The following is a 21,450-nucleotide window of genomic DNA, read 5'->3' as shown; positions in this document are numbered from 1 at the left end:
GGCGAGAGACGATTTTACCAAGCGATTCGTATTTACTCACGGACACGGGGATAAATGGAACTCGAAGCCGTGCTCCTCGTTGTCATGGTGGGACAAGACACGAGCCGCCGGTCCTTCCTCGAAGCGACCGGCAGTGCGGCGTCGGCCGTCGCGCTCGGGAGTGCGTTCACGGGAGAGGCGGACGCTCAACAGACGACGACCCAGCAGGGTCAGGGAGGGGGTGGCACGCTCAACCTCATCAACTCCACGATGAGTACCCTCGACCCAATCAAGGCGACCGACACCGCCTCCGGAGAGGTCATCCAGCAGGTTTTCGACGCCCTGATGAACTACCCGAACGGGAACATCGAGGTCCAACCGCTGCTGGCGAAGAACTACGAGGTGTCCGACGACTTCAGGACCTACACGTTCACGCTGAAGGAGGGTGCGACGTTCCACGACGGGTCGCAAGTCACCGCTCAGGACTTCGTCTACTCCTTCGAGCGGTTGGCCCAGTCGCCGGAGTCGCGGCGCGCCTACTTCATCCTCGAATCAATCGGCGTCAAACACTCCGTCGACGCCGACGGGAACTACCAACCGGACACGCTGTCGGTCACGGCCGTGGACGACCGAACCCTCCGAATACAACTGGAGGAGCCGTTCCACGCCACGCTGGAGATGCTGGCGTACACGGCGTTCGCCGCCGTGCCCGAAGGCATCGTCGGTGACATTCAGGGGTACAACGGGGAACTCGAATACAGCGAGTTCGCCACCAGTCAACCCGTCGGGTGCGGACCGTTCAAATTCGAGTCGTGGCAACCGAACACGGAGGCGTCGGTCACGCGGTACGACAACTACTACGGAAACAAGGCCGAGGTCGAGCGGGTCCACTGGCAGATAATGTCGGACGCGAACGCGCGGTACACCTACGCGATGAACAAGAACGCCGACGCGTTCTCCATCCCGACGGAGTTCTACAACCCGAACAAGGTCGAAGTCGAGAAGACCGACGAGCGCGGCCGCGAGGTCGGTACGTACGGGCCGGTTCGGAACGGCGAGACGCTCAACTTCCTCGCGGTTCCGACCATCAACACGTTCTACATCGGGTTCAACACGAACCGGGTCGAACAGGCCGCGCGGCACGCCGCCGCGTACGCGATGAACAAGGAGCAACTGGTCGAGCAGGTGTTCAAGGGCCGAGGGAGACCCGCGTTCCACTTCACGCCGCCCGCCATCTACCCCGGCGGACCCGACGCCTATCAGCAGCACGCCCAGCAGGAGTATCCGTACAGTTATCGCCAGACCGACCTCCAGAAAGCGCGACAGGTGATGCGAGAGGCGGGCTACGGGCCGGATAACCGGTACCAGTTCACGTTCACGGTCTACCAGCGCTCCAACACGTGGCCGCAGGTGGGCCAGCTCCTGCGCGACAAACTCTCCAGCGCGTTCATCGACATGCAAATCGAGACCGCGCCGTTCTCGACCCTGCTCAAGCGCGGTCGGAACGGGAACCTGCAGGCGTACTCGCTGGGGTGGGTCATGGACTGGCCCGCGCCCGACAACTTCCTGCAGTTGCTCAACCCGCCGCTGACCGACACCTCCCAGAGCGCGCCCATCTCGTACGTCAACTGGTCGGGGACCGAGGCGTCCGAACGCGCCAGACGGGCTTGGACCACGGTCCAGCAGAACCCCGCACCGACCGACGAGGCCGAGCAGGCGCGCAACGAGGCGTACATCAAGATGGAGGAGGCCAACTGGCAGGACACGGTGTTCCTCAACGTCTACCACCAGACCGACCAGCGGTTCTGGTACGACTACGCCCAGATTCCGAAGTTCGGCGCGGCCGGAACGAGTCGCCAGATGTTCAACGACGCGACGGTGAACGAACCGAACGGCGGACAGTAGCGGTCGCGTCGGTGGGACCACTTCTTTCGTCCCGGCCCGGTGTTCGACGCGGTCTCACTCCCGCGAGAACGTCCCGGTGAACTGGTCGGAGTCGATGGTCTTCGCGTCGAGTTCGTCTTGTACTTCGGGGCGGAGCGCGCCACCCTCCGCGTCCAACTCCTCGTCCAGCGCGTACAGTGTGAACCGATACTCGTGGGGACCGTCGCCCTCCGGCGGACAGGGACCGCGGTAGCCGACGTCGCCGAAGTCGTTCTCCCCCTGCCGCGCGCCGCCGAGGTCCGGCAGTTCCTCGCGCGGTTCGACGCCCTCTTCGATTTCGACCGTGTCAGGAGGCAGGTTCCAGAGCAACCAGTGGGTGAATGTCCCGGCGGGCGCGTCGGGGTCGTCCACGACGACCGCGAGCGCCGCCGCGTCGTCGGGCGCGCCGCCGACTGTCAACTCCGGGGAAACGTCCTCGCCCTCGCAGGTGTACTTCTCGGGAATCGATTCGCCGTGGGTGAACGCCGAGGTTCGAAACGAGAGGTCCGCCATAGCTGTCTCCTCCGTCGGTATCTCGGCGTCGGTAGTGATAGCCGTGGTGGCCTACCGCGCGTCGGAGCCGTCGGCGTCGTCGTCTCCGCTCGCCCCGAACAGCGTGGCACACACGTACGCCCACGTCTTCGTTCGTCCGTTTCGCTTCCGTCCCATATGAGTTTAGGCGGGCCTAAAACACTTAATTCTTCCTGTCGGGATATCCGGTGCGAGGAAGCGGCGACGGCATCCGGACTCGGCGTAACGACAGATGATTGGCGTGCAGTGAGCTTTTACTTTTCGCGTGCATCCCCACGAGTAATGGATGGGACATGGGCGGATAACGGGACAGCGGCACGAACGCCCGTAAGGGTCCACACTACGAGAGATTACCTCGACTACTCTACCACGACGTGCGGCCGCCAGAACACGGTCCGGCCGACGACGCGACGTCTCCATCCGGAGGGTGGAACGTGAGCAAGCACATCGGGAGGTCCGACCGCAAGCCGTCGACAGCCTCCGACGCGGGATTCGAAGCCCTCCAGTCCACCGCCGGGTTCCGCGGCCCCGTCGAACCGCTCGACGGACACGAACACGCCGACCACCTCGCACTCGTCTACGAAGACCGCGCCGAGCAGTTAGCGACCGTGGTGCCGTTCGTCGCAGACGGTCTCGCGCGGGACGAGCGGTGCATGTACATCGTCGACGATAGCTCGCGGGAGGAGATAATCGACGCCCTACGGTCCGACGGTGTCGACGTCGAGGACGCGCTCGACGCAGGACAGCTCTCGTTCCACTCCGTCGAGGAGATGTACCTCAGTGACGGCGAGTTCGACGTCGAGCGCGCTCGTGACAGTCTCGGAACCGTCGCGGAGGCGGCACAGGACGAGTACGAGGGGTTCCGCGTCACCGCCGAGGAGACGTGGCTCGTCGGCGACGACGCCGCCCAGCGGAAGTTCATGGCCTGCGAGGCCCACGTGAACGAACTCCTCGACGGGGAGGCGGGGATGGCGCTGTGCCAGTACGACCGAACCGAACTCCCGCCGACGGTCATCGAGGACGTCATCAACACGCACCCGTACCTCGTCTACGACGAGACCGCCTGTCCGAACGACTTCTACACCCCTCCCGAGGAGTACTTCGCCCCCGACAATCTGGCCCGCGAGAACGAACGGAAACTAGAGACGCTCCTCGACCGAACCGAGGGGCAGGCCTCGCTCGGGACCCGCGAGCGGTACGAGCGCGAACTGTACGATATCACGTCCGACCCGGACCTCGGCTTCGAGGAGAAACTCGACGCGCTGTTCGACCTCGGGTGCGAGCGGTTCAATCTCGACATCGGCGGACTGGCCAAGGTCGACCCGGAGACCGACTTCTTCGAAGTCGAGGCGGTCAGCGACGACCACGACTTCCTCGTCCCCGGAGCGAACGCCGACCTCTCGGAGACCTACTGCGAGGTCACCACCGACTTCAATTCGAGAGATGCAATCGCCGACCCGGTCGCGGTCACCGACCCCGTCGGCGAGGGGTTCGAAGGTAAACGCTGCTACGAACAGTTCGGCGTCCGGACGTACCTCGGCACGTACCTCACGCTCGACGGGACCGACGACCGGACGTTTTGGTTCGTCTCGACCGAACCGCGTGAGAGCGAGTTCTCGGAGGCGGAGCGCACGTTCCACCGCCTGATGGGCCAGTGGGTAGAGTACGAACTCGAACGCCAGCACCGCGAGCGAGAGCTTCGGCGGGCGAAAGACCAGTTCGAGGCGGTGTTCGAGAACAGCAACGACGCCATCTTCGTCAACGACCCCTTCGGCGACGAAATCGTCGACGCGAACCCCGCCGGACTGGAGATGCTCGGCTACGAGCGCGAGGAGTTGCTGGCGCGCGGCCCGTCCGACTGCCACCCCGACGAGATGGGCCGATTCCGGGCGTTCGTCGACGGCGTGTTCGCGAACGGCCACGGCTGGACGGACGAACTGTCGTGTCTGACTAAGGACGGCCGGGCGATTCCGGCGGAGATATCGGCGTCGACTATCGAACTCGACGACCGGGAGCTGATGCTCGCTATCGTCCGCGACATCACCGAGCGCAAAGAGCACGAACAGTACCAGCGTGAACTGTACGATATCATCGCAGACCCACGGGTGTCGTTCGGAGACAAGGTCGAGAACCTGCTCGAACTGGGGAGCGAGCGTTTCGACTTCGACATCGGGTACTTCACCCGAACGAACGACGACGACACGTTCGAAATCGTGGAAGCGATTGGCGACCACGACCTGATACAGTCGGGTGTCACTGACTCGCTGTGTGACACCTACTGCGAGAAGTTGCTCGCTTCGTCCGGGGCGGTTTCGGTGACGGACGCCGCCGAGGAGGGGTGGACGGACGACGCCGCGTACGAACGGTTCGGACTGGACGCGTACTTCGCGACGACCGTGGAGGTCGGCGGCGACGAGTACGGGACGCTGTGCTTCGCGTCCGAGATGCCGCGAGACCGGGCGTACACGGACGCCGAGCGGACGTTCCTCGATTTGATGGGCCAGTGCGTGAGCTACGAACTCAACCGGAACCACCGCGAGGTGCAACTCGAAGAGAAGAACGCGCGGTTGGAGAACTTCGCCAGCATGCTCGCCCACGAACTTCGGAACCCGGTCAACATCGGCCAGATATACGGCCAGCAGCTCCCGGCTGACGGGAACGCCGAGGCCGTCGGCTACATCACCGAGGCGTTCGACCGCATCGAGGACATCATCGACGTGATGCTGATGCTGACCCGGGGTCGCGACGCGGTCGGTGAACACAGCGCTGTCGACCTCGGGACCGTCGCGCGCGATGTCTGGGACGACATAGACACTCGCGGAGCGACCTCGGAGGTAGCCATCGACTCCACGATAGAGGCCGACGAGACGTACGTACAACACCTGTTCCGGAATCTCTTCGAGAACGCCGTGGAGCATGGCTCCACTGGCAATCGTCCGCAGGACGATAACGCCGCCGAACACGGTTCGACGAGTCCTCGCTCGCAGGCTCACGAAGACGCCGTGGAGCACGGCTCCACGGGCAATCGTCCTCGGGACGATGACGTTCATCAGACGGAGTCTGATGCAGCCCATCAGAACGCGCAGCGTTCTGAGGACGCCGTCGAGCACGGAGGCGCGGACGTCACCGTTACCGTCGGCGAACTCCCGACAGGATTCTACGTCGCGGACGACGGTTCCGGTATCCCCGACGACGACAAGAACGCCGTGTTCGAGGAGGGGTACACGTCGGCGGCCAGCAACGGCGGGATGGGATTGGGACTGGCGTTCGTCCAGAAACTCGCCGAGATTTACGAGTGGGACTGCGCCGTCACCGAGAGCGACGAGGGCGGTGCGCGGTTCGAGTTCCGGAACGTCACGTAACGCCGACTGACCACGACCGCCGACCGTTCCCGTCGGGACGAACTCCGCTCCTCGTGGACTCTCGATTACCGACCGCTGGGCCTTCGCAACGCACTTGGCCCCCTCGCGCGAACCCCCGGTATGGCGCTGTCCGACCGCGAGTGGCGGCTGATTCGAGAGGAGTCAAGACGCGGCCCGACGAACATGGCTCTCGACGAAATCGCCGCGCAGACCGCGGCCGAGGAAGGGATTCGAACCGTTCGGGTCTACCAGTGGGACCCCAGCACGCTCTCGCTGGGCTACCGGCAGGACTCCGATACCGTGGCGTGGGACTACTGCGACCGCGAGGGCATCACCGTCACCCGCAGACCCACGGGCGGCGGCGGCATCTACCACGACCGGTACGCCGACATCTCCTACTCCATCGTCGCGCCCGCCGACGAACTGCCGGGCGACCTGATGGAGACGTACGAACTGCTCTGCGAACCCGTCTTCGACGCCTTCGAGCGACTCGGCATCGACGCGCGGTTCACCGACGAGAAACTCCCCGAGATTCACCAACCGGCCTGTTACCTGCGAGAACTCCACCCTGCCCACGACGTGGTCGCGGGCGGCGGGCGAAAAATCTCGGGCAACGCCCAGTACCGCCGGAAAGACGCGGTCGTCCAGCATGGGTCGCTCAAGTTCGACCTCGACGCCGACCGTCACCTCTCGACCTTCTCGGCACCCGACACCGCGCCCGAGGAGTTTCGCGAGCGCGTGACCAGCATCGCCGAACAGTCCGGCGCGGACCGGGACGAGGCGGTCGGTGCGGTCGAGGACGCCCTCCAATCGTGGGCCGACGCCGACGAGGGGAGTTGGACCGACGACGAACTGGAGCGTGCCCGGGACCGCGCCGAGGCGAAGTTCGAGAGCGAGGCGTGGGTTCGAGACCGCGAGGACCCGACCGAGTGACCGCCCGCTCGGTGCGTCGGGCGTCGGAGAACCGTAACCGTATCACGGCGACGGTTAACGGTAGCGTGGTTGGTAATATAATTAATACTAAATTATAAGTCTCTCTGATTTGATGTTCGCGTATCGTGGTTCATCTCGGCACCTTCCACAACGCGACGACCAGTCTTCCGCTCGAACGGACCGACGAGGGGCACCTCGTCCCCGACGCCTCGGTCGAAGAGATACACGAGGCCGCCAAGCAGGCCATGCGCGACCAGATTCGCCACGGCGTGCTGGCCGACGACCTCGGCTACGACTCGCTGTTCCTCTCGGAGCATCACGGCCAGACGATGGGCCAAGAGGTCAGCACCAACCCGCTCCAGACCCTGACCGCAATCGCGGCCCGGACCGACTCGCTGCGTCTCGGGCAGGCGTCGTGCATCCTACCGTGGTACGAACCGGTCCGGTTCGCCGAACAGGCCGCCCTCCTCGACGTGGTCAGCGACGGGCGCGCCGAAATCGGCATCGGGCGGGGGTACCAGCCCCGGGAAGCCGAACTCATGGGGCAGTACTGGGGCGGCGGCGTCCAGAACCAGCCACAGAACTACGAGTCGTTCGAGGAGAAGTACGAAATCGTCCGGAAGGCGTGGACCGAGGACGTGTTCTCCCACGACGGCGAGTACCACAGCGTCCCGCCGAAGGGGACCAAGTGGCATCACGAACAGGAGAAGGCCTACTACGAGAGCGACGCCTGCGAGTACGACCTCGACGACGTCATCGACTGGACCGACTCGGACCTCTACGCCAGCGACGGGGCGAACGAGGTCGTCTCGGGCGGTTCGACGCTCGACGCGGTGTCGGTCTACCCGCAACCCGAACAGTCACCGCACCCACAACTCTGGCAACCCGCGTTCTCGCCGCGCTCGATGAAGTTCGCGGCCGAGCGCGGTATCAACGGCTTCTACATCGGCCTGCCGAACGACGCGCTCGAAGACGCCATCGGTGCCTACTACCAGTTCGCCGAGCAGGCGGGGTGGCCCGACCACCGCCCGGAGTACGACGGCGAACCCTTCGCCTTCGGGTGGGACGAGCGACGGAACCGCGGCGTCGCGCTCACCCGCTACGTGTTCAACACCGACGCCGCCGACGCGGAGACGCTCGACCGCTGGAAGCGCGGACTGGAGAACCAGTGGAACTACTACGCGCCGCTGGGCCTGCTCGGGGCGGTCTCCGGACTCGACTACGAGGAAGCGACGGCGGCGCTGCGCGAACACGGGGCGGACCTGTTCGTGGAGAAGGGCGTCGCCATCGTCGGTGACGCCGACCACATCAGGGACGAGGTGTCGAGCATCGTCGAGGAGTGCGGACTCGACGGCCTGAACTTCCAACCGGCGTTCGAGGTCAACGGCGTCGGCGGCGAGGCGGTGGACGACCAGTTGCGCGCGTTCGGCGAGGACGTCGCGCCGTACCTCCGCGAGCAGTTCCCCGGACCGACCGAGGAGACGACGACCGGGAGCGCCGCGGCCGCCGACGGCGGGAGCGTCGAGACGGCGAGCGCGTCCACTGCGTCCACCGAGAGCAGTCCGGAGCGGTCGGCCGCGTCTGCCGATTCGGCGTCCGACCGACCCAACGCTCCGGCCGACGCGGACGCGTCGCTCGACGCCGACGACCTCGTGGCCGGGGTCGTCGCCCGGGCCGAGCGAGCGATGGACGCCATCGCCGACTACGACCAGTCCGCGACCGACGAACTGGTCCGGGCGGTCGGGTGGGCGGCGTATCGGGACGACAACGTCGAACCGGTCGCGCGCGCCGCCGTGGAGGACACCGCTATCGGCAACGTCTCCGACAAAGTCTACAAGGTGAAACGACAGGTCGAGGGGACGCTGGCCGACCTCCGGGACGCCCCGTCGGTCGGCGTCGTGGAGCGCGACCCCGAACGCGGCGTCAGCGAAATCGCCAAGCCGGTCGGCGTCGTCGGCGCGTTCACGCCTTCGACCAACCCCGTGGCGACGGTGCCGCAACTGGCGATGCTCGCGCTGAAGGGACGAAACGCCGTCGTCTTCTCGCCGTCGCCTCAGACGCGGCGCGCCTGCGCCGAGTTGGTCGAGTACGTCCGCGAGGAGTTGGCGGCGGTCGGCGCGCCCGCCGACCTCGTGCAGGTTATTCCCGGTGAGATAGACAAGGCGAAGGCCCACGCGCTGATGGAACGGGCCGACCTGTTGCAGGTCACCGGTTCGCAGAACAACGTCGAGGCCGGGCAGTCGTCGGGGACGCCCAACTACAGCGTCGGCGCGGGCAACGTCGTCAGCGTGGTGGACGGGACCGCCGATATTGCGCAGGTCGCGGAGTTCGTCGCGGTCAGCAAGCCGCTGGACGACGGCGCGACCTGCGTCAACGTCAACTCGCTCGTCGTGGAGTCGTCGGTCGCCGACGAACTCCGGACGGCGCTCGAAGTCGCGGGCGGGTACTACTGCGACGACGCCGAACGCGACCGAGTCGAGGAGACGCTCTTCCGCGACGGCCACCTCGACCGGCGGGCCATCGCTTCGGACGCCGGGACCTTGGCCGAGATGGCGGGCATCGACCGCGCCGCGGACGCCGACTTCCTAGTGGTGGACGGCGAGGGCGTCGGCGAACGCTATCCGCTCTCGGGCGAGAAGCTCGCGCCCGTCCTGACGGTGTACGAAGCGCCGGACTTCTCCGCGGCGCTCGACCTGACCCAGTCCATCGTGGAGTACGAGGGTATCGGTCACTCGTGTACGATTCACACCTCGGAGGACGACCGCGCCGAGCGCATGGGGAAGGCCATCGACGTGGGTCGGGTACTGGTCAACCAGCCGTCGCTGTGTCTCGCAGGCGCGGGCAACAACGACCTCGACTTCACGCTCTCGCTGGGCGGCGGCACGTGGGCGGGCAATCAGTTCGACGACAACCTCGGCTACGAGTACTTCCTGAACTACACGACCGTCGCCGAGGACGACGGTGGCCGCCTCCCGGACCGCGAGGACCTGTTCGGCGACTACCCCGTCATCGAGGAGCGACCGCCCGAACTGTAGCCCCCGGAGTCACGTCGCTCTCGTCCGGTAGTAACTCCGCTCGCCCTCTCCGGTATCGAGGACTCTCCGCTCCAGCGCACCGTGGTCCACGAGTCGGTCCAGAATCGCGCTCACGGTCGCCACGTCGACGATGCAACCGATGAGGTCGTCGTCGCCGTCGCCGACCGGGTAGTCCACGTTGGCCTCGGACCATCCGGTGTCCATCACCGCCTCGGTAATCTCCAAGACGTTGTACGCCTGCTCGTCGTTCTCCCTGAGGAACGTCAGCACTCGCCTCTCGACGGAGTAGCGCTCCCCGCCTCCTTCGAAGGTTTCGAGGCTGATGGGCACACACCGGGTAGCGTTCGGAGGTCAATAAGAGTGGGGGCTGGCACCTCGACCCACGACAGCGAGTCGGCGCGCCGGTCCTCCGGTAGTCGGTCCCCGGTTCCGAAGCGCCTATCACCCCTCCATCCATCCTCGAACACATGAGAGTAGGTGCGCACGAATCCATCGCTGGCGGCGTCTACAACGCGGTAGACGAGCAGATAGAGGACGGCGGCAACTGCGGACAGATATTCACCCACTCCCCGCAGGTGTGGCAGGACCCGGACATCGGCGACGAGGAGGCCGAACAGTTCCGGTCGCTGTCTGCCGAGAACGACGTGGGGCCGTGGGTCATCCACTCGTCGTACCTCGTGAACCTCTGCACGCCCAAGGACGACCTCCGGGCGAAGTCCATCGACTCGATGCAGAAGGAGGTCGACGCCGCGGACAAACTCGACATCCCGTACGTCAACGTCCACCTCGGCGCGCACACCGGCGCGGGCGTGGACGGCGGACTCGACAACGCCGCGTCCGCGTTAGACGAACTGGACATCCCCGACGGCGTGACGGTCCTCATCGAGAGCGACGCCGGGTCGGGGACGAAACTCGGCGGCGACTTCGAACACCTCCACGAGGTGCTGACCCGTTCGGAGCAGGACCTCGACGTCTGCATCGACACCGCCCACGCCTTCGCGGCGGGCTACGACCTCTCGACCGAGGAGGCGGTCCACGACACCATCGCGGAGTTCGACGACGTGGTGGGACTGGAACACCTGAAGTGCGTCCACCTCAACGACTCGAAGCACGAGTGCGGCACGAACAAGGACGAACACGCCCACATCGGCGAGGGTCTCATCGGCGAGGAGGGGATGCGCGCGTTCATCAACCATCCGGACCTCGAAGACGTGCCGCTCGTCCTCGAAACGCCCCACGAGGACGGCAAGGGCTTCGCGTGGAACATCGAGCGCGTCCGAGAACTGCGGGAGGACTGAGCGTTCGCTCGGTCCCGAACGCCGGTCTGTCGGACGCGACTTTTTCGCGGGACTACAACGACGCTACGAACCGGTACCGCGTCCGCTACGGCTGTTCGGCTTGCCCGCGCGATGCACGGCGCTCTGCCGACGACAGACACCGTTCTTTTCGAATGCTACGGCTCGCCGAGGCAGTTACCGCCGAATGACAAATTCTAAGTAATTTCCTAATTCTGTCACTGGTATGGGGTTATCGGAGAACGAACCAAGCGACAGAGCAGCAGCCGACCCAGAGTCCTCGAACGGGACGCGATGGATACGGGGACTGGTAGCCGTGGGCCTGACGGTCGTCGCCGTCGTGGTGAACGGCGTCTTCACGTTGCCCGCAGTCCTCGGATTGTCCGGTATCGAGCGGACCGTCGGGGCGACGGTTCTCGGTGAACTGGCGTTCGTCGTCGTCGGCGCAGGATTTCTGAAACTGAGTGGGCGGGGACTGGACTTTCTCGACCTCTCCGTTCCCGATACCCGAACGCTCGTACAGTACGTACTCGGTGGGACCGTGGCGTTGTTCGCGCTCCGGTCGAGTATCATCGGGGTAGCGTCGCTCGCTGGCGTCCCCCTCGCTCCCCCGAGCATCCTTCAATCGTCGGCCGATACGCAGCTACTCCTGTTGGTGATGATTCCGCTCTCCGTCCTTATTATCGGTCCCTCCGAGGAGTTGTTGTTCCGCGGAGTCATTCAGCGATACCTCGCCGGAGCGTTCTCGGTCCGCGGCGCTGTCGTCGGTGCGGGAGTCCTCTTTATGTCGATTCATCTGCCGACACTGGTGGTAGTGCCGTCCGCGCTCGGTATCGCAGTCACCCTCTTCGTCATCTTCCTCGTCGGTCTCGCCTTCGGTTGGCTGTACGCGTCCACCGATTCGCTCCCCGTCGCGATGGCCGTTCACGGTCTCTACAACGCGTCTATCTTCGCGTCGGCGTACCTTCTGCTCGAGTTCGACATCATCGCCGCGTGAGTTCCGTGGTAGTGTGATACGACCGGGACGAGTTCTCGCGAAGAGGACCGACGTGTGCGGCGAACTTGCGAGTACACTCGTCGGTCCGCTATCCGAAAACGAACGTCAGGAGCCACAGGCTCGCCATCCCGGCCACGAGCGTCGCCAGAACGTCCTCGGTCCGCCACGCCACCAGCGCCGCGAACGCGCCCGCCAGCAGTCGGGGATTCCCGACCGAGAGCGCGACGGTCCCGTCCGAGACGACCAACTGCGGAACGACCAGCGCCGAGAGGACCGCCGCCGGGACGAACCGGAGCGCCCGCTCGACGCCCTCGGGAACGTCGTCGAGGAGACCGAACAGTCCGATGAACGAGAACCGGATGAGGAAGGTCCCGACGCCCGCCGCGAGGATGACCAGCCACAGCGTCGCCGACCCGTAGTCGGTCGCCATCTACGCCACCTCCTCGGCCAGTAGTCCGGCCGCGATGCCGACGACGGCGGCGGTTATCAGTCCCAGATTGAACGGCAGTCCGTTGACGGCGACTGCGACCGCGCCGCCGACGAGCGCGGCGACACCGGTCGCTCGGTCGGTGACCGCGGGGACCAGTACCGCGAGGAACACCAGCGGGACAGCGAACTCCAGTCGCCAACTGTCCGGGACCTTCGCGCCGAGGACGATGCCGACGACCGTCGCGAGTTGCCACGTCACCCACAGCGCACTCCCCACGCCGAGGTAGTACCACCGCCGGGAGACGTCGTCGTCGTTCTCGAACCGTAACAGCGAGACGGCGTAGGCTTGGTCGGTGAGGAGGTACGCCAGTGCGCCCTTCCACCGAGCGGATTCGCGCTGGAAGTACGGCGCGATGGAGGCGCTGTACATCATCATCCGGAGGTTGATGACGAGGACGGTGAACACGACCACGACGGCGGGCGCATTCCGGCCGACGAGTTCGGCCGCCGCGAGTTGGGAGGCCCCGGCGAAGATGACGACCGACATGGCGACCGCTTCGACCGCGGGGATGCCCGCGCTAATCGCGGCGACGCCCGCCACCATCCCGAACGGAACGATACCGAGGAGAATCGGGAGGGCGACTCGAACACCAGAGGTGAAGTCGCTGCGTGGAGATGACACTGTGCGTTCGTAGGCGGGCCGAACGGTATCATCCTTGGTTTTCCGGCGAGGCGTTCGGACCGAGCGCCCGGCGAGCGAGTCGCCGGGGACCGCCCCGCTTTTCACTCTCCCGCGACAACCACCGACCAGATTCAGCCGTGCGACAGTTCTCCGCCGACTACCTCCGAGACACGCGCCGGGGCATGTGGGACGACCGCGAGGCGCTGGCCGACCTCGAACTCGAATCGCGCGAGCGCGTCCTCGACGTTGGATGCGGCACGGGCGAACTCTCCCGCGTCCTCGCCGAGGAGACGCCCGGCGAAGTGGTCGGGGCGGACGCCGACCTCGACCTGCTCGCGGTGACCCGCGACCGGACCGGCATCGAGACCGTCGCGGGCGACGCTCTCCGCCTCCCCTTCCCCGACGACTGCTTCGACCTCGTGGTCTGTCAGGCCCTGCTCATCAACCTGCCCGACCCCGCCGCCGCGGTCCGGGAGTTCCGGCGGGTCTCCTCGGACCTCGTGGCGGCGGTCGAACCCGACAACGGCGGCGTGTCGGTCGAGTCCACCGTCGAGTCCGAGGACGGTCTCGCGGCCCGCGCGCGCCGGGCGTACCTCCGCGGCGTCGAGACCGACGTGACCCTCGGCGGCGAGGGGACCCGCGAGGCGTTCCGGGAGGCGGGACTGGCGGACGTGACCACCCGCCAGCACTACCACTCCCGGACGGTCGAACCGCCCTACGCCGAGCGAGACCTGCGCTCGGCCCGCCGGAAGGCCAGCGGCGAGGGACTGGCCGACGACCGGGCGACCCTGCTCGCGGGCGACCTCTCGGTGGCGGAGTACGACGACCTCCGGAGCGACTGGCGCGCGATGGGCCGCGAGGTCGTCGAGCAGATGAGCGCGGGCGAGTACCGCCGGGCCGAGGTCGTCCCCTTCTACGTCACCGTCGGGTCGGTCTGAGGTCGGAGAACAGTCGCCGTCGATATCGCGTTCGCATCGGCGTGTTAGTGGACGTGAGCGAGGATTCGTCCGTCGAGGCGGACGGCGAAGTCGTCCAGCGCAACGGCACCTTCCGATTTGCAGGCGATTTCGAGGAGTGGGTATCGCTTCGAGCGATTGGGCACTTCCACGTCAGACGACGTAGAGAGCGACGCTGAAGGCGACGAGACCGACGCCGTAGAAGAACGCTTTGACGTTCCGGCCGACTCCCACCGCGAGGACTGTGTCGCCGGTCTCGTCGAGGGGTTCGGACCCCGGAATCTCGGTCTCCGCGGTCGCGACCGCCCCGCGCGACCCGCTTCCGCCTCCGACGACGAACAGCGTCCCCATCAGTCCGAGGAACGCCGCACCGAGGACCGCCGCGTCGCTCTCGGTGGCCCAGTAGACCAGACCGACCGTGCCACCCCCGTACAGAGCGGTGTACTGCACGACTCCCCGGAGGACAAGTGGCCAGTTCATGACAGCTATCTTCTATAGGATGACGTATGAAATTTCCGTCGGGTCGTCTCGCGTACGTCGCTCTGACCGTGACGAACGCGCTTCGAACTGTGGCACTCACAATCGGAACTGCCGACGAACGAACACGCCTCGAAGGGCGTGACGACGGACGATTCGTCGGGGGACCCTACACCACGTCGCCGCGGACCGTCGCGCCCTCTTGACGCTTCCGGTAGGACTCGACCGCCTCGGCGGCCTCGTCGGTCTCGTCGGCGTCCATGCCGAGCATCTCCAGCGCGTCGGGCAGCGTCGGGAAGGGGAGTTCGCTCTCGCGGAGTTTGCGGAGGGCCTCGTCGCTGCGCTGGCCGTCGGCCCAGAGGCAGACGCCTCGCGGGTCCAGAATCTGCTCGTAGGCTTCTCGCGCGATGGCTCCTTCGAGTCGCTGGGTCACGTTGTCCTCGAAACTGGAATTGCAGACTTCGAGGTGGACGGGTTCGTCGTCGGGCAGGAGGTTGGCGGCCAGACACTTCTCGGGCGCGACGTGGCCGCTGTCGTTCGCGCGCAGGTGTTCGGGGTGTTGCTCGGCCCACTCGGCCCGGACGGTCTTGCCGACGCCTTCGACGCCGTGGGACTTCCGGAACCGCTCGGCGGCGTCGGCGTCGTCGCCGCGCAGGAGGATGTCCTTGGTGACGTACACGTCGAGTCGCTCGACGGGGTCGAGTCCCAGCGCTACGTCGCCGTAGACCCACAGCTCCCGGACCGGCACGGGCATCGTCTCGTTCTCGACGGTGGCGAGAATCTCCTCGACGCGTTCGATGGCTTCGTCTCGGTTCATTGGCGCACTGTTGGGGTTCGGGCGGGTTAACGGTGCTGTGTTGGGCGTCGGTTGGTTTCGCGGAGAGTGTGCGATAATTCTCAGAGGTGGGCGGAGGTGGCGAGGAGATAGCTACTGCTAGAGCCGAGGAGTACAGCGCCACGCCAACCGCACTGTACCGCACCGTCACTGCACGGCACCGCAACCGCGCTCCCCGCTTGCACGGGCGCTCGGCCGCAACTGCACCGCGTGCGGCCGAGCGCGAGCGCAGCGCGTCCCGTGGTCCGTCGAAATTCGAGGAGAGTGCGGTTCCGAAATTCGAGAGAAGTGTGGGCCGAACCCCGGGAAGAGAGCGATATCGGGATATCAGATGCCGAGAGAGAACGTGGGAATATGGCGGGACAGAAGTGGGTCGCGTCGCTCAGTTCTCGGCCGCGACCGGTTGTTGGTCGTACTTGTCGCGGAACTCCTGCACCAACTGGCCCATCTTGGCGTACCAGTCGTTGAGCATCCGCTGCATGTCGTCGGCCACCTCGTCCGGGTCGGTCGGCCGGTAGACGTGGTAGTAGCCGCCCTGCTCGTAGTTCACCTGTTCCTTCTGGACGAATCCGGACTGGAGAAGTCGCTGGATGGAGCGGTACGCGGTCGAACGCTCGCGGTCCACCTTGTCGGCCACTTCGTCGATGGTCAGCGGTTCTTCGCTCTCGACGAGGACCTGAAAGCACTCTCGGTCGAGTTCCTTCAGACCGTGGATGCACTCCAGCAGTCCCTCACACTCCATGTCGCTCTGAAGATATTCGGCCATCGAGTCTGCCATTCTTAGCGGTCGCTACGGACCAAACACGTAAAAGGATTTGTATAGTCCGCACAACACTGCTCCGCAATCGCCCCGTGTCGGTCACTCGCGGCGACTGCGACGCTCTCCTCGACGGCCAGCAGGACGGTAGTTTCCCGCGGTCTCGCTCGAACTCCCGAATTCCGGCTCGCGGTTATAGTAAACTAGATACCGATATATCAAACGCCAGTGTCGCTCCGAATTGGAGTTGTAGCCTAGTCCTCTACGAACGGCCCGCAAGTTGCGTATCGTCACTGTGTCTCCGAGAGGGTGCCCACTCCTCGATTGCAGTCGAACGCTCACACTCTCAGCCCAGAGCAGTTCGTTTCCTGATATGTACGCTCCTTCCTACCTTTCCTCCGAGACGTTTCAGTCGGCGGCTGTACGGCGGTACAGACGTGCCACCAAGCATATCCTATCTCGATTCGTATACTTCTGCAATGTGGAACTACAGGATTACCTCGGTCTGGGGCATCCCCATTCGAATCAACGTTTCGCTGTTGGTGTTCCTGCCGGTCTTGGCGTGGCTCATCGGAAGCGGCGAACAGATTACCATCTACACCGGCATCATCAACGGGTTCACCCCGTCGCCGCTCGACGCGGCGGACCTCCGGGCCGGGAACACGCCGTGGCTCATCGGTAGTCTGGCGGCGGTCGGGTTGTTCGTCAGCGTCGCGCTCCACGAACTCGGGCACTCGTGGGCCGCGCGACGGTACGGTATCGAGGTCGAGTCGATTACCCTCTGGTTGCTCGGCGGTCTCGCCAATCTCCAGACGATTCCCCGCGAGTGGCAGAAGGAGTTCTGGATAGCCATCGCCGGACCCGCGGCCAGCGTTCTCGTCGCCGCCGTGGCCTACGCCGCCGTCCTCGTCGTCCCCGCTTCGCTTCCCGTCGTGACCTTCGTCTTCGGGTGGCTCGTGGTGACGAATCTGGTCCTGACAGTGTTCAACCTCCTGCCGGCGTTCCCGATGGACGGCGGGCGCGTCCTCCGCGCGCTCCTCGCTCGGTCCCAACCGTACGCGACGGCGACGCGGACCGCCGCGCGCGTCGGTGCCCTGTTCGCGCTTGGCTTCGCTATCTTGGGAGTCCTCTCGTTCAGTCCGCTCCTCCTGCTCCTCGCGCTGTTCGTGTACGGGGGCGCGACGAGCGAATCGCGACTCGTCGCGCTCGACACGCTGCTCGACGGCGTCACCGCCGCTGACGTGATGACGACGGACACGGAGAGGGTCACCGGAGACACCACGATGGCGGACCTCGCGACGCGTATGTTGGAGGAAGGCCGGACGACATATCTGGTGACCGGCGACGACGGAACCGTCGCCGGCATCGTCTCGGTAGACGACTTCAAACGCAGTCGCGGGCAGGATACTACGGTCGAGGAGGTGATGGACACTAACGTTCCTCGAATTACCGGTGAAACGTCGCTGTTCGACGTGTACGGACTGATGAACCGCGACCGGGTGGACGCGGCAATCGTGGAAGCCGACGGCGAGATTCGGGGCGTCATCACTTCGACGCAGATGGCGACGGCGTTACAGATTCGCCGGGAAGCGGGGAGCGTCGCGGCACCGCGGACCGCCATGTGACGCTGGTCGCCTGCGGCGATTCCGTTCGGTAGTCGTGGAGGCTCCGACGTTCCGAAACCCCAGTCGCGTCGAAATCTGTAGAGTACTTCTCCGCTCGATTTCCGCCTCGCGGCTGTTTTCACCGAATCAGCAGGTCGAGTTGGTGGGCGACGTACACCAGTTCCGCGTCCTCGACCTGTCGGTGTCGGCGCGCGACCCACGCCGACAGTCGCCGGTCGTCGAGTACCGACTCCGCGCGGACGGCGCTCTCGACCATCTCCACGATGCAGTCGAGGAAGTAGGTCTCGTCGGCCGGATACGTCTCGCCGCGGGGTCGCACCACCCAGTCCGACCCGCCCGCCGCCAGAACGCCGCCCTCGTCTCCGGCGGCGGCCAGCGAGAGCAGGTGTCGGCCCGCTCTGCTGTCGCCCGACCGGTCGAGGTGGCGGTGGAACGCGTCGAGCAGACGCCCCTCGAACTCGGCGTCGGTCACGGGTTCGAAAATCGTCTCGCCGTCGAAGGTGATGGGACAGTAGACCAGTCCCTCGGGAGCCAGCGCGGTTCGGAACGCCGCCAGCGCGTCGGCGGGGTCGACGAGGTCCGCGAAGGCCTGAGCCACAACGAGGTCCCACACCGCGTCGGTCTCCGCGAGGAACTCGAAGGCGTCGGCCGTTCGGAACTCGACTTCGACGCGTCGGCCCTCGCGAGAGAGGACGAACCGGTCGCCCGCGCGCCGGACCGCGTAGCCGAGTGCGGCGGCGCGCGGCGGCAGGCGCTCGCGGGCGGTCACGACGGTTCGCTCGTCCACGTCGAGCGCGGTGTAGGTCACCCGGTCGGGGAGCCACTGCCGGTCGAGGAGTCGGAGTACGGTCGAACCGATGCCAGCGCCGACCTCCAGTACACGCAGGCGGTCCTGCATGCACACCGCGTCGCCGAGTCGCTCCTCGACGCGGCGGTTCAGCGCTCGGCCGTCCGCGGTCCGCTTGGCCGAGAGGTAACGCTGGAAGTTCACGGCTCGGTCTCCTTCGGGTGATTCTCGCCGAGTCGCTCCGACTCGTCAGCGACCGACTGCAGGAAGCGCCGGGCGGTCGCCATCGACTCGCTCCACCCCGGATGGCGCTCGAATCGGCGTCTGGCGGTCAGACTCATCTCGCGCAGGCGGTCGCGGTCGCTCAGCAGGGTTTCGACCGCCGCGGCGACCGCGGCGGCGTCGCCCGGCGGGACGAGGAAGCCGTCCTCGCCGTGAGTGACGAGTTCCGTCGCACCGCCCGCGGTCGTGGCGAGCGCCGGGAGTCCGAACCCCATCCCCTCCAGATAGACGATGCCGTACCCCTCGAACCGCGAGGGGACCGCGAGCAGGTGGCTCTCGGCGAGTCGGTCGGCGAGCGCGGCGTCCGGGAGTCGCCCCTCGAACCGGACCGCGTCGGCGATTCCGAACGTCTCGGCGAGTTCGCGTGCGTCGTCCGCGTACCCCGGGTCGGCGTCGTCGTTCCCGACGACCGAGAGGTGCCAGTCCCCCGAGACGCGGGCGAGTCCGCGGAGCAGAACGCGGAGGCCCTTCCGCGGGAGGAGGTTGCCGACGAAGGCGATTCGGAAGGGGTCGCGGTCGGCCCGGGCGACGATAGTTCGGGGGTCCACGTCGGGGTCGAATCGGTCTCCCGCGGGCCGGGCGACCACCGAGGGTCGGGGACCGGCGAGTCGCTCGGCGTCGCGCCGCGTCGCGTCGCTGGCGTAGATTGCCGCGTCGGCGGTCCGGAGGTAGCGCCGTTCGACCGCGCGATAGAGTCGCTCGCGCCACGCGGGCCACCGCTCGCTGCTCCGGAGGTGGTGGACGACGGCGACTATCGGCGCGCCGACGGCCCGGTTGTGGCCGACCAGCGAGGGGTGACAGAGTTCGTCTTCGACCAGCAGGTCGAACCCCCGGAGTCCGGAGCGGATTCCGGGGTCGAGGTTGTCGGCGAGCGCTCGCAGGTAGTCGCGTTCGGGAAGCGAGACGACGGAGACCCGGTGGCCCGCGTCCCGGAGCGCCGCGGCGAGTCGCCGGTCGTAGAGGTACCCGCCGCTGGTGGTCCCGAGGTCGCCGTAGACCACCAGTCCGACGCGCATCGTTCAGACCGCTCGCTCGTGGGACGCCCGCGCCACGTCGTCCTCCCGCAACGAGACGGTCACGGACTCGACTTCGGGCGCGTCGAGACTCTCCCAAAACTGACCGCCGAACAGGCGCGCGAAGTGTTCCAGACTCGGGTTCCGCCCCTCGAACTCCGGCAGGTCGTTGAGCGTCGCGTCCCGGTATCGGTCCACCGTCGCGTCGAGGCGCTCGGCCACGGCGTCGATGTCCGCGAGGTAGCCGTACTCGTTGAGTCGCTCGCCCGCGAGTTCGACCGTCGCGGTGTAGTGGTGCGAGTGCAGGTCGCCCTCGGGACCGGGGTCCGGAACCGTCAGGAAGTGCTGTGCTACGAAGTCGCGCTGGACCGTGACGGTGTACATTCACTGTCGGCACGACGCCCGTCGGCTTGAAAGTCGGGGGTCGCGGGGTTCGAGGACTCCCGGCGGGTCGGTGACCCTCCCGTCCCTCCGTCAGTACCGGAAGGTCACGCCGAGCGCGTCCGCCGGACTCTCGTCCAGCAGTTCGTAGGCCCGCCCCGCCTCGCCGACGTCGAACTCGTGGGTCAGGAACCGTTCGGGGTTCAGGTCGCGGAGCCGGTCCCACGCCACGGCGAGTCGCCGGTCCTTCGACCACCGGCCCCGGAGTTCCGGGTCGATGGTGCTGACCTGACTGCTCTCGACGCTGACCCGACTCCGGTGGAACCGCCCGCCGAGGTCGAGTTCCGCGGGCTTGGTGCCGTACCACGACCCGACCACGACCCGACCGTCGTAGCCCGTGGCCGCGATGGCCGAGTCGAGCGCGTCCGGACACCCCGAGAGTTCGTAGGTCAGGTCCGCGCCCGCGGCCTCCTCGTCGGGACCTCCCAGTCGCTCTCGGATTCGTTCGCCGACGCCGGTCCGGTCTGACTCTCCGCCGTCGAAATCGCGCCCGTCCGGACCGAGCGTGGCTTCCGGGTCGAGGGCGGCGTCAGCGCCCAGTTCCAGCGAGCGCTCGCGGCGCGGGGCGTGGCGGTCCACCGTGACGAGTCGGTCCAGCGGGCAGTCGTCGAGCAGTGCGGTCGTCAGCAGGCCGACCACGCCCTGTCCGAAGACGGCCGCGCGCTCGCCGAGTCTGGGCGCGCCGTCGTGCAGGAAGTTGACCGCCGTCTCGACGTTCGGCAGGAAGGTGGCCGCCGCGGCCGAGCAGTCCTCGGGCACCGCCAGCACGTCCGAGACCGGCGCGCAGAAGTGGCTCTCGTGCGGATTGAACCCGAACACGCGCCGGTCCTCCCACGCGCTCTCGACGCCCGGCCCGGTCGCCGTCACTCGGCCGACGACCGCGTACCCGTACCGGAGCGGGAACTCGAACCCGCCAGACAGCGCGTCGATGTTCGGGTCGGCGGCCATCCCCGACGGCACCTCGCCGCGGTAGACCAGTAGCTCCGTGCCGGGACTCACCGCCGACCGCTCGGCCCGGACCCGAACTTCCCCCTCGTCCGGGTCGGGTATCTCGCGCTCGCGCACCTCCACCGCTCCGTCCCCCGTGAAGTAGAGTGACCGTGCTGGCATG

At 66.5% G+C, this 21,450-nt stretch carries 19 protein-coding genes; 8 read left to right on the top strand and 11 right to left on the bottom strand.

The features are described from left to right. Nucleotides 1-54: 54 nt before the first annotated feature. Complete coding sequence (locus FXF75_RS14115; protein ID WP_240334653.1) at nucleotides 55-1,884, top strand: ABC transporter substrate-binding protein; 1,830 nt, start codon at nucleotides 55-57, stop codon at nucleotides 1,882-1,884. Between the two features lie 54 nt (nucleotides 1,885-1,938). On the opposite strand, the gene FXF75_RS14110 is transcribed toward FXF75_RS14115, so the two are convergent. Then, complete coding sequence (locus FXF75_RS14110; protein WP_163522492.1) at nucleotides 1,939-2,415, bottom strand: YbhB/YbcL family Raf kinase inhibitor-like protein; 477 nt, start codon at nucleotides 2,413-2,415, stop codon at nucleotides 1,939-1,941. A 452-nt stretch (nucleotides 2,416-2,867) separates the two neighbouring features. On the opposite strand from FXF75_RS14110, the gene FXF75_RS23345 reads away from it, so the two are divergent. From FXF75_RS23345 to FXF75_RS14095, 3 genes are all read left to right on the top strand, one after another. Next, nucleotides 2,868-5,795 (top strand): MEDS domain-containing protein, encoded by a 2,928-nt coding sequence (locus FXF75_RS23345; protein ID WP_163522491.1) that lies wholly within the window; start codon nucleotides 2,868-2,870, stop codon nucleotides 5,793-5,795. Between the two features lie 120 nt (nucleotides 5,796-5,915). Beyond that, a complete protein-coding gene (locus tag FXF75_RS14100; protein ID WP_163522490.1) occupies nucleotides 5,916-6,728 on the top strand; it encodes a biotin/lipoate A/B protein ligase family protein in 813 nt (270 codons plus the stop codon). A 125-nt stretch (nucleotides 6,729-6,853) separates the two neighbouring features. Then, nucleotides 6,854-9,763: an LLM class flavin-dependent oxidoreductase gene (locus FXF75_RS14095; protein ID WP_163522489.1), complete on the top strand. Its 2,910-nt coding sequence runs from the start codon at nucleotides 6,854-6,856 to the stop codon at nucleotides 9,761-9,763. Between the two features lie 9 nt (nucleotides 9,764-9,772). On the opposite strand, the gene FXF75_RS14090 is transcribed toward FXF75_RS14095, so the two are convergent. Continuing rightward, a complete protein-coding gene (locus tag FXF75_RS14090; RefSeq protein ID WP_163522488.1) occupies nucleotides 9,773-10,093 on the bottom strand; it encodes a hypothetical protein in 321 nt (106 codons plus the stop codon). A 137-nt stretch (nucleotides 10,094-10,230) separates the two neighbouring features. On the opposite strand from FXF75_RS14090, the gene FXF75_RS14085 reads away from it, so the two are divergent. After that, a complete protein-coding gene (locus FXF75_RS14085) occupies nucleotides 10,231-11,061 on the top strand; it encodes a deoxyribonuclease IV (protein WP_163522487.1) in 831 nt (276 codons plus the stop codon). 223 nt (nucleotides 11,062-11,284) lie between these two features. Then, nucleotides 11,285-12,055: a CPBP family intramembrane glutamic endopeptidase gene (locus FXF75_RS14080; RefSeq protein ID WP_163522486.1), complete on the top strand. Its 771-nt coding sequence runs from the start codon at nucleotides 11,285-11,287 to the stop codon at nucleotides 12,053-12,055. An 88-nt stretch (nucleotides 12,056-12,143) separates the two neighbouring features. On the opposite strand, the gene FXF75_RS14075 is transcribed toward FXF75_RS14080, so the two are convergent. Further along, the gene (locus FXF75_RS14075) at nucleotides 12,144-12,485 is read right to left on the bottom strand and encodes an AzlD domain-containing protein (protein ID WP_163522485.1); all 342 of its coding nucleotides are present in this window, start codon (nucleotides 12,483-12,485) and stop codon (nucleotides 12,144-12,146) included. Continuing rightward, on the bottom strand, nucleotides 12,486-13,166 hold the full coding sequence (locus FXF75_RS14070) for an AzlC family ABC transporter permease (protein ID WP_309221823.1): 681 nt from the start codon (nucleotides 13,164-13,166) through the stop codon (nucleotides 12,486-12,488). A gap of 137 nt (nucleotides 13,167-13,303) precedes the next feature. Between FXF75_RS14070 and FXF75_RS14065 the strand changes: the two genes are divergently transcribed. Further along, entirely contained in the window at nucleotides 13,304-14,104 is an 801-nt protein-coding gene (locus FXF75_RS14065; protein WP_163522484.1) for a methyltransferase domain-containing protein, read from the top strand. A gap of 171 nt (nucleotides 14,105-14,275) precedes the next feature. Here the strand turns inward: FXF75_RS14065 and FXF75_RS14060 are convergent, their stop codons facing one another. From FXF75_RS14060 to FXF75_RS14050, 3 genes are all read right to left on the bottom strand, one after another. Then, a complete protein-coding gene (locus FXF75_RS14060; protein WP_163522483.1) occupies nucleotides 14,276-14,602 on the bottom strand; it encodes a hypothetical protein in 327 nt (108 codons plus the stop codon). Between the two features lie 166 nt (nucleotides 14,603-14,768). Next, nucleotides 14,769-15,416, bottom strand: a complete 648-nt coding sequence (locus FXF75_RS14055) for a hypothetical protein (protein WP_163522482.1) — start codon at nucleotides 15,414-15,416, stop codon at nucleotides 14,769-14,771. 400 nt (nucleotides 15,417-15,816) lie between these two features. Further along, nucleotides 15,817-16,212: a helix-turn-helix domain-containing protein gene (locus FXF75_RS14050; RefSeq protein WP_163522481.1), complete on the bottom strand. Its 396-nt coding sequence runs from the start codon at nucleotides 16,210-16,212 to the stop codon at nucleotides 15,817-15,819. A gap of 458 nt (nucleotides 16,213-16,670) precedes the next feature. Between FXF75_RS14050 and FXF75_RS14045 the strand changes: the two genes are divergently transcribed. Continuing rightward, nucleotides 16,671-17,816 (top strand): site-2 protease family protein, encoded by a 1,146-nt coding sequence (locus FXF75_RS14045; protein ID WP_163522480.1) that lies wholly within the window; start codon nucleotides 16,671-16,673, stop codon nucleotides 17,814-17,816. Nucleotides 17,817-17,934: 118 nt separating this feature from the next. Here FXF75_RS14045 and FXF75_RS14040 read toward each other — a convergent pair whose 3' ends face one another. The 4 genes from FXF75_RS14040 to FXF75_RS14025 all read right to left on the bottom strand — a co-directional run bounded on the left by FXF75_RS14040 (nucleotide 17,935) and on the right by FXF75_RS14025 (nucleotide 21,449). Then, entirely contained in the window at nucleotides 17,935-18,807 is an 873-nt protein-coding gene (locus FXF75_RS14040; protein WP_163522479.1) for a bifunctional 2-polyprenyl-6-hydroxyphenol methylase/3-demethylubiquinol 3-O-methyltransferase UbiG, read from the bottom strand. Continuing rightward, nucleotides 18,804-19,901: a glycosyltransferase family 4 protein gene (locus FXF75_RS14035; protein ID WP_163522478.1), complete on the bottom strand. Its 1,098-nt coding sequence runs from the start codon at nucleotides 19,899-19,901 to the stop codon at nucleotides 18,804-18,806. The genes FXF75_RS14040 and FXF75_RS14035 overlap by 4 nt, the downstream gene beginning before the upstream one ends. A gap of 3 nt (nucleotides 19,902-19,904) precedes the next feature. Beyond that, a complete protein-coding gene (locus FXF75_RS14030) occupies nucleotides 19,905-20,282 on the bottom strand; it encodes a 6-carboxytetrahydropterin synthase (protein WP_163522477.1) in 378 nt (125 codons plus the stop codon). Nucleotides 20,283-20,372: 90 nt separating this feature from the next. After that, the gene (locus tag FXF75_RS14025) at nucleotides 20,373-21,449 is read right to left on the bottom strand and encodes a zinc-binding alcohol dehydrogenase (RefSeq protein ID WP_163522476.1); all 1,077 of its coding nucleotides are present in this window, start codon (nucleotides 21,447-21,449) and stop codon (nucleotides 20,373-20,375) included. Nucleotide 21,450 lies beyond the last annotated feature (1 nt).

The sequence above is a fragment of the Halorussus sp. MSC15.2 genome (assembly GCF_010747475.1).
Lineage (GTDB): Archaea > Halobacteriota > Halobacteria > Halobacteriales > Haladaptataceae > Halorussus.
Note: the sequence above shows the minus strand (reverse complement) of the source record. Positions and strands in the feature narration are given on the sequence as shown.

Coding starts and splice junctions, on each gene's coding strand:
- FXF75_RS14045 (WP_163522480.1), top strand. CDS start 16,671: ATGTGGAACTACAGGATTACCTCGGTCTGGGGCATCCCCATTCGAATC.
- FXF75_RS14085 (WP_163522487.1), top strand. CDS start 10,231: ATGAGAGTAGGTGCGCACGAATCCATCGCTGGCGGCGTCTACAACGCG.
- FXF75_RS14035 (WP_163522478.1), bottom strand. CDS start 19,901: ATGCGCGTCGGACTGGTGGTCTACGGCGACCTCGGGACCACCAGCGGC.
- FXF75_RS14110 (WP_163522492.1), bottom strand. CDS start 2,415: ATGGCGGACCTCTCGTTTCGAACCTCGGCGTTCACCCACGGCGAATCG.
- FXF75_RS14030 (WP_163522477.1), bottom strand. CDS start 20,282: ATGTACACCGTCACGGTCCAGCGCGACTTCGTAGCACAGCACTTCCTG.
- FXF75_RS14025 (WP_163522476.1), bottom strand. CDS start 21,449: ATGCCAGCACGGTCACTCTACTTCACGGGGGACGGAGCGGTGGAGGTG.
- FXF75_RS14060 (WP_163522483.1), bottom strand. CDS start 14,602: ATGAACTGGCCACTTGTCCTCCGGGGAGTCGTGCAGTACACCGCTCTG.
- FXF75_RS14115 (WP_240334653.1), top strand. CDS start 55: ATGGAACTCGAAGCCGTGCTCCTCGTTGTCATGGTGGGACAAGACACG.
- FXF75_RS14055 (WP_163522482.1), bottom strand. CDS start 15,416: ATGAACCGAGACGAAGCCATCGAACGCGTCGAGGAGATTCTCGCCACC.
- FXF75_RS14075 (WP_163522485.1), bottom strand. CDS start 12,485: ATGGCGACCGACTACGGGTCGGCGACGCTGTGGCTGGTCATCCTCGCG.
- FXF75_RS14080 (WP_163522486.1), top strand. CDS start 11,285: ATGGGGTTATCGGAGAACGAACCAAGCGACAGAGCAGCAGCCGACCCA.
- FXF75_RS14100 (WP_163522490.1), top strand. CDS start 5,916: ATGGCGCTGTCCGACCGCGAGTGGCGGCTGATTCGAGAGGAGTCAAGA.
- FXF75_RS14050 (WP_163522481.1), bottom strand. CDS start 16,212: ATGGCAGACTCGATGGCCGAATATCTTCAGAGCGACATGGAGTGTGAG.